Raw genomic sequence first — 17,976 nt, forward strand, 5'->3', positions numbered from 1 at the left:
AAGACTCGCAGCGCCGATGGTACTGCAGGGGGGACCCTGTGGGAGAGTAGGACACCGCCGGACATTCATTGAGGAATGGCCACCCACAGTGCTCAATTGCGAGCGCTGGCGGGTGGCCATTTTCTCGTTAACAGGCCGTTCCACGGCCTCGGCAGTACGGTTGAGTCCATCGAGACTCCACACACACGACAGGAACAGCGTGAGCGATTCGAGGAACGACTCGGCAGACCAGGAGCGCCCCAAGCGGGGCGAGCGCGGCGCCGAGCGACCGCACGGAGCAGGCCGCTCGAGCGCCCGCCCGCCCGCGGGCAAGAGCGGGCACGATGATCGCCAGGCGGCGAAGTCGCACGGCGACCGTGGCTCGAACCGCTCTTCCTCGACCGGTGAGCGCACGTCCTATGGTGATCGCGACCGCAAGCACCATGGAGAGCGCAAGCCCTATGGAGATCGGAAGCCCTACGGCGAGCGGGAGAGCCGAGCGCAGTCAGGCGACCGCAAGCCCTACAGCGACCGTGACCGCAGGCCGTATGGTGACCGTGACCGTAGGCCGGGTGGCGACGGTGATCGCAAGCCGTATGGCGACCGTGACGCGAAGCGTCCCTATGGGGATCGCGACCGCAAGCCATATGGCGACCGCGATCGCAAGCCGCACGGTGACCGCAAGCCGTACGGCGAACGCGACGCGAAGCGCGCCTATGGTGATCGCGACCGCAAGCCATATGGAGACCGGGACGGCCAGCGCGGAACGGGCGACCGCGAGCGCAAGTCGTACGGTGACCGCGAGCGCAAGCCATATGATGCCCGCGATCGCAAGCCGTACGGTGACCGTGATGCGAAGCGCCCCTATGGGGATCGCGAGCGCAAGCCGTACGGTGACCGTGATGCGAAGCGCCCCTATGGGGATCGCGAGCGCAAGCCATATGATGCCCGCGATCGCAAGCCGTACGGCGAACGCGACGCGAAGCGCCCCTATGGTGACCGCGACCGCAAGCCGCACGGCGACCGCGACGTTCGGAAGCCCTACGGCGACCGGCGAGGCGATGACCGCTCGAGCGCGCGTACCGATGACGCGTCGCGCGAACGCTACGGCGCCTCCGATCTCGCCGTCAGGCCGCGCCACGACGACCCCGTGATTCCCGAGCGCATCGAACCGCGTGATCTCGACAAGGGCGCGCGTGCCGAACTGAAGACGCTCAGCAAGGAGAACGCCGACTGGGTCGCGCGGCACCTGGTCGCGGCATCCGAGTTCTTGGATGACGATCCCGAACTCGCGCACCAGCATGCGACCTCGGCCGCGCGCCGCGCGGGCCGCATCGCGGTCGTCCGCGAGACGCTCGCGATCACCGCCTACGCGACGGGTGACTTCTCGCTCGCCTTACGCGAACTCCGCACGTATCGCCGCATCTCGGGCAGCAACGACCAGCTTCCGCTCATGGTCGACAGCGAGCGTGGCGTCGGTCGTCCCGACCGTGCGCTCGAGGTCGGTCGTGCGGTCGATCGGGCCGAACTTCCCGTCGCCGTGCAGGTGAGCCTCGCCATCGCGATGTCGGGTGCCCGGCTCGACCTCGGGCAGCCCGAGCTGGCGCTTGCCGAGCTCGAGATCCCGCAACTCGACCCTGATCGTGCGTACTCGTACAGCCCAGCGCTGTTCTCCGCCTACGCGGAAGTACTCGAAGAACTCGGACGCACCGCTGAGGCAGCCGAATGGCGCGCCCGCACGGCTCGTGCAGAGGCGGCGCTCGGCGCACCGGCCGAGGCCGAGCTCGTTGAGATCTTCGAGATCGAGGAGGAGGGCGAGCCCGAGCCCGAAGCCCAGGCCGAGCCCGCAGCCGAATCCGAGCCCGCAACCGAATCCGAGCCCAACCACGACGACCCCGGAGCGGTGCTCGAGGACGACGTCGCGGCGGTCATCGCCGAGGGCGAGGCGCTCGACGCCGAATCGAACGATGCAGAGTCGAACGTGGCAGAGTCGAACGAGGCGGAGGCGCACGACACCGAATCGAACGAGGGTGGGCGCGATGGCGCTGTTCCGAGCGCGCACTGAGGCGGCGTCGCCCCTCGCGGGCGTCGATGCCGTCTTCGCCGATCTCGACGGCGTGGTCTACGCCGGACCCCACGCGATCCGGCACGCGGTCGAGAGCCTCAACCGGGTGAAGGCCGACCGCCCGGTCGGGTACATCACGAACAACGCCTCGCGGAGCGATGCATCCGTCGCCCGCCATCTCGCCGAACTCGGACTCGAGGTCACCCCGCACGACGTGGTCACCTCGCCGCAGGCGGCGATGCACCTGCTCGACGAGCAGGTGGCGCCGGGCGCACTCGTGCTCGTGGTCGGCGGCGAGGGCATCGTCACCGAACTCGAGAAGCGCGGCTACCGGGTCACGCGTTCCGCCGACGACGCTCCCGACGCGGTCGTGCAGGGGTTCGCGCCCGACATCGCCTGGACCCACCTCGCCGAGGCCGCGTTCGCGCTGAATGCGAACGGCGGGCCGGATGCCGCGACGCCGGGCATCCCGTGGATCGCGACCAACATGGACTGGACGATTCCGGTCGCGCGTGGCATCGCGCCGGGCAACGGCACGCTCGTGTCGGCGGTGCACACTGCGGTCGGGCGCTTCCCGCTCGTCGCCGGAAAGCCCGAAACGCCGATCTTCGACGAAGCCCGACGCCGGTTCGATGCGGCATCACCGCTGGTCGTGGGCGATCGCCTCGACACCGACATCCTCGGTGCGAACCGCTCGGGCATGGCGAGCGCGGTCGTACTGACCGGCATCGACCGGGCGAAGCAGCTGCTCGCCGCCGATGCGGCCAGCCGGCCCGACTTCATCCTCGGCGACCTGCGCGAGTTGCATCGGCCGTACTCCGTCGCCGAACGGGTGCGCGGCGGTGCCGTGCGGGTCGGCGGCGCCCGTGTGCAACTCGAGGGCAATCGGGTGCGCATCATCGACGAAGGCGCCGGGGGACTCGACCTGTTGCGCGCGGCGTGCACGGTGATCTGGGAGTCGGGAGTCGCGATTCACGCGCTCGACGTTCCCGAGCGCCTCTACGCGTGACGTGTTCGGGCACCGACCCGGTGTGCCGATCGCGTGTGGGCGGGCGACTCTTCGCGGGCACGGGGTAGCGTTGTCGGGTGAGCACTGACGACGTGACCGACTCCGCCGACGAGCGCACGCGGTCGTCGGTCGAGCGAGACCCCGGCCCGGCGCCCGACGAAGCCGGCGCAGCATCCGATGCCGCTGCGCAGGCGATTCTCGATATCGAACAGCAGCCGCTCGACGAGCGGGCACCCGGCTACCAGGCACTCGCCGACCGCCTTCGCGTCGAGCTCGAGCAATCCGATCCGCACGCTCGCTGAGCGATGACCGAACAGCGACTCGACGCGGCACTGGCCGCCCGTGGGCTCGCCCGCTCGCGCACGCACGCTGCCACGCTCATCGCGGCCGGCGAGGTGACCGTCGACGGTCGCCCGGTCGTCAAGCCGTCGCACAAGGTCGGCGACGACGCCGAACTCGCGGTCGCGGCATCCGATCATTACGTGAGTCGCGCCGCGCACAAGCTCATCGCCGCGCTCGACGGCTTCGCGGTGAAGCCCGCCGGGCGCGTCGTGCTCGACGCCGGCGCCTCGACCGGCGGTTTCAGCCAGGTGCTGCTCGAGAGGGGAGCGCGAACGGTGCTCGCGGTCGATGTCGGCCACGGCCAGCTCGCTCGCGAACTCACCCGTGCCGCGGGGCTCGTGCTCGTCGAGGGGTGCAATGTGCGCAACCTCGATGCGGCGACGCTCGCGGCCCTCACCGGCATCGACGAACGCCCTTCGCTGGTCACGGCTGATCTCTCGTTCATCTCGCTCACGACCGTGCTGCCGGCGCTGCGGGCGACCGCCGTCGACGATGCCGACTTCGTGCTGCTCGTGAAACCGCAGTTCGAGGTGGGGCGCGGGGGAGTGCGCGAGGGGGTCGTGCGCAACGCGCAGCTGCGCTCGGAGGCGGTCATGAACGTGCTGTGGGCGGCGTTCGACGTCGGTCTCGGCACCGTCGGTGTCTTGTCCTCCCCAATCGCCGGCGGTCATGGAAACCTCGAGTACCTCGTGCACCTGAGCGCGATCGGGGGCACGAATCCGACAGAATGGTCAGGTCGGGTCGACGAACTGGCAGGAGGAGCTCACGCGTGAATGACGCACGGCACTTCCTGGTCGTCTCGCACACGGGTCGGCGATCTGCGCTCGAAGCGACCGGCGAGGTCTGCACGCAGTTGATCGCCGCCGGTGCCGTTCCCGTGATCGCCTCCGAGCAGTGGGACGACGTGCACGCGCATCTCCCCGAGCTGAACGGCGGCGTCGTGCGCTTCGAAGACGTCGATCCCGGTCGCATCGAGCTCGTCATCGTGCTCGGCGGCGACGGCACGATCCTGCGCGCCGCCGAGATCGTGCGCGAGGTGCCCGTCGCCCTGTTGGGCGTGAACCTCGGCCATATCGGGTTCCTGGCAGAGAGTGAGCGCGACGACCTCGGCTACACGATCGCGCGGGCGCTCGCGCGCGACTACGTGGTCGAAGAGCGCATGACGATCTCGGTGAGGGCCAAGGTCGGCGCCGAGGTGGTCTACGAGAGTTGGGCGCTCAACGAGGCCACGGTCGAGAAGGCCGAGCGCGAGCGCATGCTCGAGGTCGTCATCGAGGTCGACCGCAGGCCGCTGTCGTCGTTCGGCTGCGACGGCGTCGTGATGTCTACGCCGACGGGTTCGACGGCGTACTCGTTCTCGGGCGGCGGGCCCATCGTGTGGCCGAGCGTCGACGCCCTGCTGCTCGTTCCGCTCAGCGCGCACGCGCTGTTCGCTCGCCCGCTCGTCGTCGGCCCCGAGTCGTCACTCGCGGTCGAAGTGCTCGAGCGCACCGAGACGTCGGCGGTCATCTGGTGCGATGGTCGACGTTCGTTCGATCTTCCGCCAGGCGCCCGTGTCATCGTGCGCAAGTCCGACGTGCCCGTTCGACTCGCCCGCTTGCACGAGGCGCCGTTCACCGACCGGCTCGTGAACAAGTTCCAGCTGCCGGTCACCGGCTGGAAGGGGCCGGTGGGCCGTGATTGAGGGCTGCGATGATTGAAGAGCTCGGTATTCGCGATCTCGGGGTCATCGCCGAGGCGACGCTTCCGCTCGGGGCAGGCTTCACGGCCGTGACCGGTGAGACCGGCGCGGGCAAGACCATGGTCGTCACGGCGCTCGGGCTGCTGCTCGGCGCCCGCTCCGACGCGGCAGCGGTGCGTTCGGGCGCCAAGCAGGCATGGGTCGAGGGCCGTTGGCTCGTGCCCGACGACGGTGTCATCGCCGAGCGCGTCGCCGAGACGGGCGGCGAGGTCGAGGCGGGTGAACTGCTGCTCGGGCGATCGGTGTCGTCCGAGGGGCGCAGCAGAGCTGTCGTCGGTGGGCGCAGTGCGCCGGTCGGGGTGCTCGGCGAACTCGGCGACGAACTCGTCGTCGTGCACGGGCAGGCCGATCAGCAGCGGCTGCGGTCTGCGGCGGCCCAACGCGAAGCGCTCGATCGGTTCGCGGGCCCGGCGCTGCACGACGCGCTCGAGGCGTACCGCGCCGCGTACACGAGCTGGCGGGCCGACGCCGCCGAGCTCGTTCGCCTGCGTGAGGCGCACGACGCGCGGGCACGTGAGGCCGAGGCGTTGCGTTCCGACCTCGACGAGGTCGAGGCGGCCGATCCGCAACCCGGTGAAGACGTCGAGCTGACCGAACGAGCCGACCGTCTCTCGAACCTCGAAGAGCTGCGGGTCGCGGCCGCGCAGGCCCGCGCCCTCGTGTCGGCCGATGAGATCGTCGATGACACTCCAGACTCGGTCACCCTCGTCGAGGCTGCACGCCGTCACCTCGACAAGGTCGTCGGGCACGACCCAGCGCTCGCGCCGATCGCCGAGGCGCTGACGAACGCCGGGTTCCTGCTCGCCGATGCGGCGGCCGAGCTCGCCGGGTACCTCGCCGGGCTCGACGCCGACGGGGCGCGCGAACTCGAGGTCGTGCAGGAACGGCGGGCGGTGCTCGCCGCGCTCATCCGCCGACACGGTGGTTCGCTCGACGATGTGCTCGTCTTTCGTCGTGACGGGGGGTTGCGGCTCGTCGAGCTCGACGGCGACGACGAGCGCATCGCCGAGCTCGAGGCCGCGGTCGTCGAGCTCGAGTCCGAGGTCGATCGACTCGCGTCGAGGGTCACCGAGCTTCGCACCGAAGCGGCAGCGCGGCTCGCCGATGCGGTGACCCGCGAGCTCGCGGCACTGGCGATGCCCGACGCCGTGTTGAGCGTGAGCCTCGAGCCCACCGCCGAGCCGACCGCGCATGGGCGCGACACGGTCGCGATCCTGTTGCGTCCGCACCCCGGCACCGAGCCTCGCCCGGTGGCGCGCGGCGCCTCGGGCGGCGAACTCTCGCGGGTCATGCTCGCCATAGAGGTCGTGATCGCCGGCACCGACCCGGTTCCCACGTTCGTGTTCGACGAGGTCGACGCCGGGGTCGGCGGTGCGGCCGCGATCGAGATCGGCCGTCGCCTCGCACGCCTCGCCGAACGCTCGCAGGTGATCGTCGTGACGCACCTCGCGCAGGTCGCGGCATTCGCGACGAACCACCTCAGCGTGGTCAAGGGCACCGACGGCGCGGTCACGGCGTCGAGCGTACGGCAGCTCACGGGGGCCGAGCGCGAGGCCGAGATGGCCCGGCTGCTGTCGGGGCTCTCCGACTCCGAGAGCGGGCTCGCACACGCCCGGGAATTGCTCGAGATCGCCGCGGATCGCGCCGCATGAACGCGAGGCGATGCGCCGCACAGGTCGGAGTCACCCGGCTCCGGTACGACGAAGGGGGAACGCGTGGGGCATGTCGCGACGAACGGCGGCGAACGTCGGTTAGACTATAAGCCCGTGGTGGATGAACGCGGCAGAGCTCTTTCGAGCCAAGACAATATTTCCAGTTCGGGCATTTCCGACGACACGACCAAGCACATCTTCGTGACAGGTGGTGTCGTTTCTTCGTTGGGCAAGGGGCTCACCGCCGCCAGTCTCGGCAACCTGCTGACGGCCAGGGGCCTCAGGGTGGTCATGCAGAAGCTCGACCCCTACCTGAACGTCGACCCCGGAACGATGAACCCGTTCCAGCACGGCGAGGTCTTCGTCACCGACGACGGTGCAGAGACCGACCTCGACATCGGGCACTACGAGCGCTTCCTCGACATCAACCTGAGCCAAGCCGCGAACGTCACCACCGGCCAGATCTACTCGACGGTCATCGCCAAGGAGCGGCGCGGCGAGTACCTCGGCGACACCGTGCAGGTCATCCCGCACATCACCGACGAGATCAAGCGCCGCATGCGCCTGCAGGCGAGCGAGACGCCCAAGCCCGACGTCATCATCACCGAGATCGGCGGCACGGTCGGCGACATCGAATCGCAGCCGTTCATCGAGTCGGCGCGGCAGGTGCGCCACGAGTTGGGCCGCAAGAACGTGTTCTTCGTGCACGTCTCACTGGTGCCCTACATGGGCGCGTCGGGTGAGCAGAAGACCAAGCCCACGCAGCACTCGGTCGCGGCACTGCGCTCGATCGGCATCCAGCCCGACGCACTCGTACTGCGCAGCGACCGACCCGTCACCGAGGCGAACAAGCGCAAGATCGCCCTCATGTGCGACGTCGACGAGGCCGCCGTGGTGAATGCCGTCGACGTGCCGTCGATCTACGACATCCCCACGATGCTGCACGACCAGGGGCTCGACGCCTACCTCATCGAGGCGCTCGGCCTCGATGTCAAGGCCGACGACGTCGACTGGTCGGGCTGGAGCGACTTGCTTCGGGTCGTGCACGAGCCCAAGCACGACGTCACCATCGGTCTCGTCGGCAAGTACATCGACCTGCCCGACGCCTACCTCTCGGTCACCGAGGCGCTGCGGGCCGGCGGGTTCGCCAATGACACCAAGGTCACGGTCGAGTGGATCCCGTCTGACGAGTGCCAGACTCCCGAGGGAGCACAGCGGCACCTCGCCCACCTCGACGGCATCTGCGTGCCCGGCGGGTTCGGGGTGCGCGGCATCGAGGGCAAGCTCGGCGCGTTGCACTTCGCGCGCGAGAACGGCATTCCGGTGCTCGGGCTCTGCCTCGGCCTGCAGTGCATGGTCATCGAGTACTCGCGCAACGTGGTCGGCCTCGAAGGCGCCTCGTCGAGCGAGTTCGACCCCGACACGCGGTTCCCGGTGATCGCGACCATGGAGGAGCAGGTCGAGATCATCGCCGGCGGCGACCTCGGCGGCACCATGCGCCTGGGGCTCTACCCGGCGAAGCTCGACGACGGCTCGATCGCGGCCGAGCTCTACGGCTCGACCGAGGTCTCAGAGCGGCACCGTCACCGCTACGAGGTCAACAACTCGTTCCGTGACCGCATCGCCGAGGCGGGGCTGTCGTTCTCGGGCATGTCGCCCGACCGGCACCTCGTCGAGTTCGTCGAACTGCCGCGCGACGTGCACCCGTTCTACGTCGGCACGCAGGCGCACCCCGAGTTGCGCAGCCGCCCGAACGATGCGCATCCGCTGTTCCGGGGGCTCGTCGCCGCGGCGCTCGACCGCCATCTCGCGAGCCAACTCTTCGACGACGACAACGACTGACGCGATGGCCGACCTCGTCGACGAACCAGTCGAGTACCCGCTCGTCGAGAGCGAGCGGGTACTCGAGGGCCGGGTATGGGACATCCGTCGCGACACCTTCGAACTCGGCGGCCGGCAGATCGTGCGCGAGTACATGGCTCACACCGGCGCCGTCGGCGTGCTCGCGCTCGACGCCGACGATCGCGCGCTGCTCATCAAGCAGTACCGGCACCCGGTGCGCACCCGCGACTGGGAGATCCCGGCGGGCCTGCTCGACGTCGAGGGCGAAGATCCGCTCGCGACGGCGCAGCGCGAGCTCGCCGAAGAGGCCGACCTCGAGGCATCCGAATGGGCGGTGCTCGCCGATTTCGCGACGTCGCCCGGCGGCAGCAACGAGGTGATCCGCGTCTATCTGGCGCGCGACCTGCGCGCTACCGACGAGGTGTTCGCGCGCGAAGACGAAGAGGCCGACATGCAGCTGCGCTGGGTGTCGCTCGACGAGTGCGTCGACGCGGTGCTCGGCCGCAGCATCCACAACGCGCCGTTGTCGATCGCGGTGCTCGCCGCGCAGGCGGCACGCGCACGCGGGTGGCAGACGCTGGGCGCGCCGGATGCCCCGTGGCCGAGCCGGTCGCGTGCCGGGGAGCCTTCGGCGCCGCGATGACCGCGAGTGCGCCGGTCGACGAGTACCTGCGGCACCTCGCCGTGGAACGCGGGCTCGCACGCAACACGATCACCTCGTATCGACGCGACCTCGCGATCTACGGCCATTGGCTCGAGGCACGTGGCGTCGCCGGGCCGGGTGCCGTCAGTGAGCGCGACCTGGGTGACTTCGTGCGCTTCCTCGGCGCCGATCGCGAACCCACGCTCTCGACCGCGTCGATCGCGCGGGTACTCTCGGCGGTGCGCGGACTGCATCGATTCCTGGCAGACGAAGGCGTGATCGAGGCAGACGTGACTCGAGAGCTTCGCCCGCCGAAGTCGCCGATGCGGTTGCCGAAGGCGATCCCCGTCGAAGACGTCGAGGCGCTCATCGCGGCGGCCGGCGGTGATGAGGTCGCCGAGATCCGCGACGTCGCCCTACTCGAGCTGATGTACGCGACGGGTGCGCGCGTCACCGAAGCGGTGTCGCTGAACGTCGATGACCTCGTCGACGACGAGGTCGTGCGGCTGTTCGGCAAGGGCGGCAAACAGCGCGTCGTGCCGCTCGGCAGCTATGCGCGGCGCGCGGTCGACGCCTACCTCGTGCGTGCGCGTCCGCTGCTCTCGGCGCGAGGCAGCGCAACTCCGGCACTGTTCCTCGGCGTGCGCGGCAGGCGCATGTCGCGCCAGGCCGTATGGGACGTGATCCGTGTCGCGGCCGATCGCGCCGGCATCGAGGCGGCGGTGTCACCGCATACCCTGCGACACTCGTTCGCGACCCACCTGCTCGAGGGAGGGGCCGATGTGCGGGTCGTCCAAGAGCTGCTCGGGCACGCATCGGTGGCCACGACGCAGATATACACGCTCGTCACAGCCGATACACTCCGCGAGATGTACACGGCAGCCCACCCGCGTGCTCGCTAGAATCGACCAAGCAACTCGCCCGAACATCGAGAGAAGACGACACGTGACGCAGCACCAGCACGATCCGGCCGATGGAATCGCGTCGCTCGAGCCGGAGCTGGGCCCGACAGGTAGACCTCTTCGCGACTTCCCCGAGCCGGCGGTGCTGAAGGCGCACGGCCCCGCCCGCATCATCGCCCTGTGCAACCAGAAGGGCGGCGTCGGCAAGACCACGACGACGATCAACCTCGGTGCGACGCTCGCCGACTACGGCCGCCGGGTGCTCGCGATCGACTTCGACCCGCAGGGGGCGCTCTCGGCTGGTCTCGGCGTGCAGACACACGACGTGCCAACCATCTACGACCTGCTGCTTTCGCGCCAACTCGACCCCCGCGACGTGATCCAGTCGACCGGGGTCGCCAATCTCGACGTGATTCCCGCGAACATCGACCTGTCGGCGGCCGAGGTGCATCTCGTCACCGAGGTCGCTCGCGAGCAGATCCTCGCCGGCGTGCTGCGCCGGGTCGCACCCGACTACGACGTGATCCTCATCGACTGCCAGCCTTCGCTCGGCCTGCTCACCGTGAACGCGCTCACCGCGAGCCACGGCGTCGTGATCCCGCTCGAGTGCGAGTTCTTCGCGCTGCGCGGCGTGGCACTGCTCATCGAGACCATCGACAAGGTGCGCGACCGCCTCAACCCGGCGATCCAGCTCGACGGCATTCTCGCGACCATGTACGACGCACGCACCCTGCACTCGCGCGAGGTGCTCGAGCGGGTCGTCGACGCCTTCAGCGACAAGGTGCTCGAGACCGTGATCACACGCACCGTGAAGTTCCCCGACGCGACCGTCGCGGCGACGCCGATCACCGAGTTCGCCCCTGAGCATCAGGCGTCGAAGGCCTACCGGCAGTTGGCCAGGGAGCTGGTCTTCCGTGGCGCGGTCGCCTGAGGCCGCGTCGGCTTCGCAGCAGCACACGCCGGTCGGGGCGCCGGGTATGACGGAGCCGAGCGAAGATCATGCCGCCGACGCCCATGTCGCGCCCGACGCGCCCGACGCGCCCGGCGCCGGATTCCGTGTCGCCCTGACGAACTTCGAGGGCCCCTTCGACCTGCTGCTTTCGCTCATCGCGAAGCACGAACTCGACATCACCGAGGTGTCGCTGTCGAAGGTGACCGACGAGTTCATCTCGTATCTGAGGGGACTCGACTCCGAAGAGGAGCTCGACCGCGCGTCGGAGTTCCTCGTGGTCGCCGCGACCCTGCTCGACCTGAAGGTCGCGGGATTGCTGCCGCAGGGCGAACTCGTCGACGCCGAAGACGTGGCGCTGCTCGAGGCCCGCGACCTGCTGTTCGCGCGGCTGCTGCAGTACCGGGCGTTCAAAGAGGCGGCGCGGTGGTTCGGCGGTCGCCTCGAGGCCGAGGGTTCGCGGCATGCGCGCACGGTGCGCCTCGAAGAGCGGTTCCGCCAGCAGCCGCCCGAGCTGAAGTGGACGCTGTCTGCCGCCGACTTCGCGGCGATCGCCACACTGGCGCTGACGCCGCGTGAGATCCCGGTGGTCGGCCTCGACCACCTGCACGCACCGCTCGTGTCGATCCGCGAGCAGGCCGCACATGTCGTGGCGGTGCTGCGGCGCGGCGACCCGGTCACGTTCCGCCAGCTCATCGCCGGCGTGGGCCAGCCGGGCGTCGTCGTCGCACGATTCCTTGCCGTACTCGAGCTGTACCGGCACTCGGCGATCGGATTCGATCAGCTCGAGCCGCTCGGTGAGCTGACCCTGCACTGGGCCGCAGAGACCTGGTCTGATGACAACCTCGAGAGCCTGGGAGCCGACTATGACGAATGAGACGGATGTCGCGGAGGGGGCCGGGCCCGAGCTGTCGGTGGCGACCCCGCTCGACGTGCCGGGCCAGCCCCGGCTCGACCTCGATCGGGCGCTCGAGGCGATCCTGTTCATCGCCGACGAGCCGCAGAGCGTCGTGCACCTCGCGGCTGCCGTCGCCCGGCCGGTGGCCGAGGTACGGGCGTCGATCGCACGGCTGAGGGCCGACTACGACGGCGGCGGCCCCTCGGGCGAGCCCCGCACCGACACCGCCCGAGACGATGGCGAGGCACGGAGCATCCGTCGCGGTTTCGAACTTCGCGAGGTCGGCGGCGGCTGGCGCTTCTACGTGCGCGCCGAGTACGACGCGCTGGTGGCGGATTTCGTGATCACGCAGTCGTCGACGAAACTGTCGCAGGCGGCGCTCGAGACGCTGTCGGTGATCGCGTACAAGCAGCCGATCTCGCGGTCGCACGTCGCGTCGATCCGGGCGGTGAACGTCGACTCGGTCGTACGTACGCTGCTCGGCCGTGGGCTCGTCACCGAGGTGTCGACCGATGCCGAGACCGGTGCGATCCTCTACGGCACCACCGATCTGCTGCTCACCAATCTCGGCATCAACTCGCTCGACGAGCTGCCGCACATCTCGCCGTTGCTCGACGACGGCCAGGAGGGATTCGACCTTGACCACCGATGACGCTTCGACGGGCTCAGGGACCGGCGGTGCGCACGCGCCCGAGGGGGTGCGCCTGCAGAAGGTGCTCGCGGCGGCGGGCGTCGCGAGCCGGCGCGTCGTCGAGAACTACATCGTCGAGGGCCGCATCGAGGTGAACGGCCGCGTCGTCACCGAACTCGGCACTCGCATCGACCCGGCGACCGACCACGTCTCGGTCGACGGCGTCGCCGTGCAACTCGACACCGCGAAGCGCTACTACATGCTGAACAAGCCTCGCGGCGTGGTGTCGTCGATGCGCGACGAGCAGGGCCGGCCTGATCTGCGCCGGTTCACCGACGAACTCGACGAGCGCGTGTACAACGTCGGACGGCTCGACGCCGAGACCAGCGGGCTGCTCGTGCTCACCAACGACGGCGAGCTCGCGCATGTGCTCGCGCACCCCTCGTTCGGCGTGTCGAAGACCTACATCGCGAAGGTCAAGGGCAAAGTCACCCCCCAGACGATTCAGCGGCTCAAGAACGGCGTCGACCTCGACGACGGGCCGATCGCGGCCGACAAGGCCCGCATCCTGCAGCAGCAGGCCGACGAGCGGCACACGATGGTCGAACTCACGCTGCACTCGGGCCGCAACCGCATCGTGCGGCGCATGATGGATGCGGTGGGACATCCGGTCGTCGACCTGGTGCGCCGCAGCTTCGGGCCGCTCAATCTCGGCACCCTGCGCTCGGGCCACCTGCGGCCGTTGACCCCGGCCGAGCTCGGCGGGCTGCTCACGATCAGCCGCTCCGTCGACACCGAACCCGAGGAGGACGACGAGTGACCGAATCACGCCTGACCGGGCCGGTGCGCATCGTCGGCGTCGGACTGCTCGGTTCCAGCATCGGCCTGGGACTGCGGGCGAAGGGCATCGAGGTGATCCTCGCCGATGCGTCGCCGACGCACCTCGCGATCTCGGTCGATTACGGCGCCGGCCGGCCGGCAACGCCCGGCGACCGGCCGCAGCTCATCGTCGTGTGCGTGCCGCCCGACGTCACGGCCGACGTGGTCGCGGCCGAGCTCGACGCGTTCCCCGAGGCGATCGTGACGGATGTCGCGAGCGTGAAGGTCGCCGTCTTCGAGAGCCTGCGCGACCGCGGCGCCGACCTGTCGCGCTACATCGGCACCCACCCGATGGCCGGGCGCGAGCGGGGCGGGCCCATGTCGGCGCGTGCCGACCTGTTCGTCGGCCGCCCGTGGGTGGTGGTCGATCACGGCAACGTCTCGTACCAGGACGCGTCAGCGATCGACGACCTCATCCTCGATCTCGGCGCCACGCTCGTCGAGCTCACCCCCGAACAGCACGACGCCGCCGTGGCCCTCGTCTCGCACGTGCCGCAGGTCGTGTCGAGCCTCATGGCGCGCCGGCTCATCGAGGCGCCGCACGCATCGGTGAACCTCGCGGGGCAAGGGCTGCGCGACGTCACGCGCATCGCCGCGAGCGATCCCGAACTGTGGGTGCAGATCCTCGGCCAGAACGCGCAGCCGGTCCTCGAGATCCTGCGCGGCTACCGCGACGACCTCGACCGGTTCATCGACGCGCTCGAGAACATGGATGCCCCGGGCGCGCGCCGCCGCGTCGCCGAAGAGCTCTTCGGCGGCAACACCGGCTTCGAACGCCTGCCCGGCAAGCACGGCGTCGACCGCCGGTACGCGAGCCTCACCGTCATGGTCGACGACCGGCCGGGGCAGCTCGCGAAGCTCTTCAACGACGTCGGCGACGCCGGCGCGAACATCGAAGACCTGCGGCTCGAGCACTCGCCGGGCGCCCAGGTCGGTCTCGCCGAGATCTCCGTACTCCCCGAGGTGCTCGAGCGCCTCACCGACGAGCTGGCCGCGCGCGGCTGGCGGATTGCAGGTTGAACGTGTCACCCGTCACCCCATTCGTGGTCGCCGTCGACGGACCCGCGGGCAGCGGCAAGTCGAGCGTGTCGAAAGAGGTGGCCCGGCGCCTCGGCTACGGGTTCCTCGACACGGGCGCGGCCTATCGGGCACTCGCGTGGCATGCCGAGGCGTCTGGCATCGACACCGACGACGCGGCATCCGTCATCTCGAGCCTCGCGAGTTTCGACTACCGCATCGGAACCGACCCGGCCGGGTACGCCGTGCACGTCGGCGAAGCCGACGTGACCGACGCCATCCGCGACCCGCAGATCTCGGCCGTGGTCAGCCGCGTTGCGCGCGTGCCCGAGGTGCGTACGCACCTGATCGAGTTGTTCCGCGCGATCATGGCCGCCGACGCGGCGCCCGGCATCGTCGTCGAGGGGCGCGACATCACGACCGTCGTCGCCCCCGACGCCCCGGTGCGCATCCTGCTCACGGCGTCGGAAGACGTGCGCGCCGCGCGCCGCTCGGCAGAGCTCGTCGGCTCGTCGACGTCTGACGTGGGCGAGCAGATGCGCCGGCGCGACGCGGCCGACGCGAAGGTCGTCGACTTCATGACCGCCGCCGACGGGGTGACCACCGTCGACTCGACCGAGCTCGACTTCGACCAGACGGTCGAGGCCGTGATCGGGGTCATCCGATCCTCCCAGCCGGTCACTGGTTGAATAGAGCGGGGCTCGCGTCGTGATGACGCGCCCTGCCGACTCGAGGAGAAGAAATGACCGACCAGCGCGACGAGTATGACGACGAGGAGACCGTCGACGACGATCTCGCCGAACGGCTCGCCGACGTCGACGACGACCTTGCAGACCAGCGGGCGGCCGCGCTGCGCTCGGGGCTCTCCGACTACGAGCTCGACGAAGACGACCTTGAGGTGCTCGAGCACTCGGCCGAGGGTGAAGAGGGCATCCGTTACCTGCCCGCGCTGCCGGTGATCGCGATCGTCGGCCGCCCGAACGTGGGCAAGTCGGCGCTCGTGAACCGCATCCTCGGGCGTCGCGAGGCCGTCGTCGAAGACACCCCTGGCGTCACGCGCGACCGGGTGTCGTACAAGGGCGAGTTCCTCGACCGCCGCTTCACGCTCGTCGACACCGGCGGGTGGGAGCCCGACGCACGCGGCATCGATGCCTCGGTTGCCGCGCAGGCCGAGGTCGCGATCGACCTCTGCGACGTCGTCATGTTCGTCGTCGACGCGACCGTGGGCGCCACGGCGACCGACGAGCACGTCGTGCGACTGCTGCGCAAGACCAAGAAGCCCGTGTTCCTCGTGGCCAACAAGGTCGACGACGCCCGCCAAGAGCCCGAGGCCGCCGCGCTGTGGAACCTGGGGCTCGGAGAGCCATACCCCGTGTCAGCACTGCACGGTCGCGGGGTCGCCGACATGCTCGAAGAGGTGTTCAAGGTGCTGCCGCAGGTGTCGGCCGTCGCGAAAGACGAGTTCGGCGGTCCCCGCCGTGTCGCCATCCTCGGCCGCCCGAACGTGGGCAAGAGCTCGTTGCTGAACAAGGCTGCGGGCGAAGAGCGCGTCGTCGTCAACGAGCTCGCCGGCACCACACGCGACCCGGTCGACGAGCAGATCGAGCTCGGCGGCAAGATCTGGCGCTTCGTCGACACCGCAGGCATCCGCCGCCGGGTGCACCTGCAGCAGGGCGCCGACTTCTATGCGTCGTTGCGCACCCAGGCCGCGCTCGAGAAGGCCGAGGTCGCCGTCGTGCTGCTTGACGTGTCGCAGCCGATCTCGGAACAGGATGTGCGCATCATCGACCTCGTGCTCGAGTCGGGCCGTGCGCTCGTGCTCGCCTACAACAAGTGGGACCTGCTCGATGACGACCGCCGTCGGTACCTCGAGCGTGAGATCGAGAAGGACCTGCATCACGTCGCGTGGGCGCCTCGCGTGAACATCTCTGCCCGCACCGGCCGGCACCTCGAGAAGCTCGTGCCCGCCCTCGAGACGGCGCTCGAGTCGTGGGACACCCGCATCGCGACGGGCAAGTTCAACGCGTTCCTCACCGAACTCACGCAGGAGCACCCTCACCCGGTGCGCGGTGGCAAGCAGCCGCGAATCCTGTTCGGCACGCAGGCCGCGAGTCGTCCGCCGACATTCGTGCTGTTCACGACCGGGTTCCTCGACCCGGGCTATCGCCGGTTCATCCAGCGTCGTCTGCGCGAGATCTACGGGTTCGAGGGCTCGCCGATCGTCGTGAACATGCGGGTGCGTGAGAAGCGGCAGCGGTAGCGGCGGCGATCGCAACGGCCTGCGTGCACGGTACCGCTTGGTGGAGTGATGGACATCACGGTTCGGGTGAAGCCCGGCAGCCGCAAGGGTCCCCTCGTCGAGCCGCTCGTCGACGACCCGTCGGCAGCGGCCGTGGTGTTCGTACGTGAGCGTGCCGTCGACGGTGCGGCCAACGAGGGCGTCGTCGCAGCGCTGGCCGCTCACTACGGCGTGCCGCGACGGCGCGTGCACATACTGCGCGGAGACACCTCGCGCGTCAAGCGCGTGCGCATCGAGGAGGACTGATGACGAGGTCGGATGTCACGTTCGATGCCGCCGGCTCGGCGGTCGTTGCCGCGCTGACGGCGCTGATCGTGCAGCTCGACGAGGCCGAACGCGCCGCCGTCGTCGACGAACCCGACGCCGTGCATCAGGCGCGTATTCTCGTGCGGCGCCTGCGGAGCGTGCTGCGGACCTTCCGGCCGCTGTTCGAGCGGGCGGCCGTGGAGCAGTTGCGTGCCTCGCTCGCCGAAGTCGGTGATGCGCTCGGCAGGGTGCGCGACCTCGAAGTTCGCGTCGAGCACGCGCAGCGCCATCTGACCGGTGACTCGCCGCGTGAGATGCGCGAACGACTCGTCGATGACGAGCAGGCGCGCTACCGTGCCGCGCACGCCGATCTCGTTGCGTTCCTCGGGGTGGGCGGACACGGGCAGGGCATTTTGGAGTTCGTCTCGGCGCCGCCGTATGCGGGTCGTGCCTCGCGTCATGCCCCGAAGGCGTTGGCGCGCCTGCTCGAGCGGGAGTACCGCCGCGTGCGCAGGGCCGCGCGCGGCGCGACCGATGACCTCGACTCGCTGCACCGACTGCGAAAGGCCGCGCGGCGGTTGCGCTACGCGTGCGAGGCAGTCACCGAGGTTCGCGCGGTGGTATTCGGCGACGAGGTCGCCGAGGTCGCGGATGCGGCGCAAGACGTTCAGGACGTGCTGGGCGATCACCGTGACGAAGTGCTCTTCGCGATGCAGGTGCAGCAGGCGGGCGAGGATGCCAGCGTCGAGGGCGAGCCGATCGACGCGTACACGGCGGTCGCCGACGCCGCGCTGGCCGGCGCGGCGCGGCGACTCGACGACCTGCCCGATGCGTTGCGTACGCTGCGCAAGCGGGCCAGGTGGTTGAAGAAGTCGGCCTGAC

At 69.7% G+C, this 17,976-nt stretch carries 18 protein-coding genes; all 18 read left to right on the forward strand.

From position 1 onward, the window contains the following. The first annotated feature begins 199 nt into the window (after positions 1–199). The 18 genes from ABD164_RS10270 to ABD164_RS10355 all read left to right on the forward strand — a co-directional run bounded on the left by ABD164_RS10270 (position 200) and on the right by ABD164_RS10355 (position 17,975). A complete protein-coding gene (locus tag ABD164_RS10270) occupies positions 200–2,044 on the forward strand; it encodes a primosomal protein (RefSeq protein WP_344295882.1) in 1,845 nt (614 codons plus the stop codon). Then, entirely contained in the window at positions 2,019–3,053 is a 1,035-nt protein-coding gene (locus tag ABD164_RS10275; protein ID WP_344295883.1) for an HAD-IIA family hydrolase, read from the forward strand. Before ABD164_RS10270 ends, ABD164_RS10275 begins: the two co-directional genes overlap by 26 nt. A gap of 77 nt (positions 3,054–3,130) precedes the next feature. Further along, a complete protein-coding gene (locus tag ABD164_RS10280) occupies positions 3,131–3,355 on the forward strand; it encodes a hypothetical protein (RefSeq protein WP_344295885.1) in 225 nt (74 codons plus the stop codon). Between the two features lie 3 nt (positions 3,356–3,358). Continuing rightward, positions 3,359–4,168: a TlyA family RNA methyltransferase gene (locus ABD164_RS10285; RefSeq protein ID WP_344295886.1), complete on the forward strand. Its 810-nt coding sequence runs from the start codon at positions 3,359–3,361 to the stop codon at positions 4,166–4,168. Beyond that, positions 4,165–5,079, forward strand: coding sequence for an NAD kinase (locus ABD164_RS10290; protein WP_344295888.1), 915 nt, complete (start codon positions 4,165–4,167; stop codon positions 5,077–5,079). Before ABD164_RS10285 ends, ABD164_RS10290 begins: the two co-directional genes overlap by 4 nt. A gap of 8 nt (positions 5,080–5,087) precedes the next feature. Beyond that, on the forward strand, positions 5,088–6,788 hold the full coding sequence (gene recN, locus ABD164_RS10295; protein ID WP_344295889.1) for a DNA repair protein RecN: 1,701 nt from the start codon (positions 5,088–5,090) through the stop codon (positions 6,786–6,788). A 171-nt stretch (positions 6,789–6,959) separates the two neighbouring features. Continuing rightward, the gene (gene pyrG / locus ABD164_RS10300) at positions 6,960–8,630 is read left to right on the forward strand and encodes a CTP synthase (RefSeq protein WP_425545942.1); all 1,671 of its coding nucleotides are present in this window, start codon (positions 6,960–6,962) and stop codon (positions 8,628–8,630) included. A gap of 4 nt (positions 8,631–8,634) precedes the next feature. After that, on the forward strand, positions 8,635–9,273 hold the full coding sequence (locus tag ABD164_RS10305; RefSeq protein ID WP_344295891.1) for an NUDIX domain-containing protein: 639 nt from the start codon (positions 8,635–8,637) through the stop codon (positions 9,271–9,273). Next, complete coding sequence (gene xerD / locus ABD164_RS10310) at positions 9,270–10,175, forward strand: site-specific tyrosine recombinase XerD (RefSeq protein ID WP_344295892.1); 906 nt, start codon at positions 9,270–9,272, stop codon at positions 10,173–10,175. The genes ABD164_RS10305 and xerD overlap by 4 nt, the downstream gene beginning before the upstream one ends. A 43-nt stretch (positions 10,176–10,218) precedes the next feature. Then, positions 10,219–11,106, forward strand: coding sequence for a ParA family protein (locus tag ABD164_RS10315; RefSeq protein WP_344295894.1), 888 nt, complete (start codon positions 10,219–10,221; stop codon positions 11,104–11,106). Positions 11,107–11,152: 46 nt separating this feature from the next. Beyond that, positions 11,153–12,001 (forward strand): segregation and condensation protein A, encoded by an 849-nt coding sequence (locus ABD164_RS10320; RefSeq protein WP_344295896.1) that lies wholly within the window; start codon positions 11,153–11,155, stop codon positions 11,999–12,001. Continuing rightward, on the forward strand, positions 11,991–12,674 hold the full coding sequence (gene scpB / locus ABD164_RS10325) for an SMC-Scp complex subunit ScpB (RefSeq protein WP_344295898.1): 684 nt from the start codon (positions 11,991–11,993) through the stop codon (positions 12,672–12,674). Before ABD164_RS10320 ends, scpB begins: the two co-directional genes overlap by 11 nt. Beyond that, positions 12,661–13,473, forward strand: a complete 813-nt coding sequence (locus tag ABD164_RS10330) for a pseudouridine synthase (protein WP_344295899.1) — start codon at positions 12,661–12,663, stop codon at positions 13,471–13,473. The genes scpB and ABD164_RS10330 overlap by 14 nt, the downstream gene beginning before the upstream one ends. Beyond that, positions 13,470–14,552 carry a prephenate dehydrogenase gene (locus tag ABD164_RS10335; RefSeq protein ID WP_344295900.1) on the forward strand — a complete coding sequence of 361 codons (1,083 nt, stop codon included), beginning with the start codon at positions 13,470–13,472 and terminating at the stop codon, positions 14,550–14,552. The genes ABD164_RS10330 and ABD164_RS10335 overlap by 4 nt, the downstream gene beginning before the upstream one ends. Then, complete coding sequence (gene cmk, locus ABD164_RS10340; protein ID WP_344295902.1) at positions 14,549–15,238, forward strand: (d)CMP kinase; 690 nt, start codon at positions 14,549–14,551, stop codon at positions 15,236–15,238. Before ABD164_RS10335 ends, cmk begins: the two co-directional genes overlap by 4 nt. A gap of 53 nt (positions 15,239–15,291) precedes the next feature. After that, entirely contained in the window at positions 15,292–16,809 is a 1,518-nt protein-coding gene (gene der, locus ABD164_RS10345; protein WP_344295903.1) for a ribosome biogenesis GTPase Der, read from the forward strand. A 48-nt stretch (positions 16,810–16,857) separates the two neighbouring features. Then, on the forward strand, positions 16,858–17,094 hold the full coding sequence (locus ABD164_RS10350) for a DUF167 domain-containing protein (RefSeq protein WP_344295905.1): 237 nt from the start codon (positions 16,858–16,860) through the stop codon (positions 17,092–17,094). Next, complete coding sequence (locus ABD164_RS10355) at positions 17,094–17,975, forward strand: CHAD domain-containing protein (RefSeq protein ID WP_344295906.1); 882 nt, start codon at positions 17,094–17,096, stop codon at positions 17,973–17,975. The genes ABD164_RS10350 and ABD164_RS10355 overlap by 1 nt, the downstream gene beginning before the upstream one ends. The last annotated feature ends 1 nt before the right edge of the window (position 17,976 follow it).

The sequence above is a fragment of the Agromyces neolithicus genome (genome assembly GCF_039529735.1).
Classification (GTDB): domain Bacteria; phylum Actinomycetota; class Actinomycetes; order Actinomycetales; family Microbacteriaceae; genus Agromyces; species Agromyces neolithicus.

Coding starts and splice junctions, on each gene's coding strand:
- ABD164_RS10275 (WP_344295883.1), top strand. CDS start 2,019: ATGGCGCTGTTCCGAGCGCGCACTGAGGCGGCGTCGCCCCTCGCGGGC.
- ABD164_RS10285 (WP_344295886.1), top strand. CDS start 3,359: ATGACCGAACAGCGACTCGACGCGGCACTGGCCGCCCGTGGGCTCGCC.
- recN (WP_344295889.1), top strand. CDS start 5,088: ATGATTGAAGAGCTCGGTATTCGCGATCTCGGGGTCATCGCCGAGGCG.
- ABD164_RS10305 (WP_344295891.1), top strand. CDS start 8,635: ATGGCCGACCTCGTCGACGAACCAGTCGAGTACCCGCTCGTCGAGAGC.
- xerD (WP_344295892.1), top strand. CDS start 9,270: ATGACCGCGAGTGCGCCGGTCGACGAGTACCTGCGGCACCTCGCCGTG.
- ABD164_RS10320 (WP_344295896.1), top strand. CDS start 11,153: ATGACGGAGCCGAGCGAAGATCATGCCGCCGACGCCCATGTCGCGCCC.
- scpB (WP_344295898.1), top strand. CDS start 11,991: ATGACGAATGAGACGGATGTCGCGGAGGGGGCCGGGCCCGAGCTGTCG.
- der (WP_344295903.1), top strand. CDS start 15,292: ATGACCGACCAGCGCGACGAGTATGACGACGAGGAGACCGTCGACGAC.
- ABD164_RS10350 (WP_344295905.1), top strand. CDS start 16,858: ATGGACATCACGGTTCGGGTGAAGCCCGGCAGCCGCAAGGGTCCCCTC.
- ABD164_RS10355 (WP_344295906.1), top strand. CDS start 17,094: ATGACGAGGTCGGATGTCACGTTCGATGCCGCCGGCTCGGCGGTCGTT.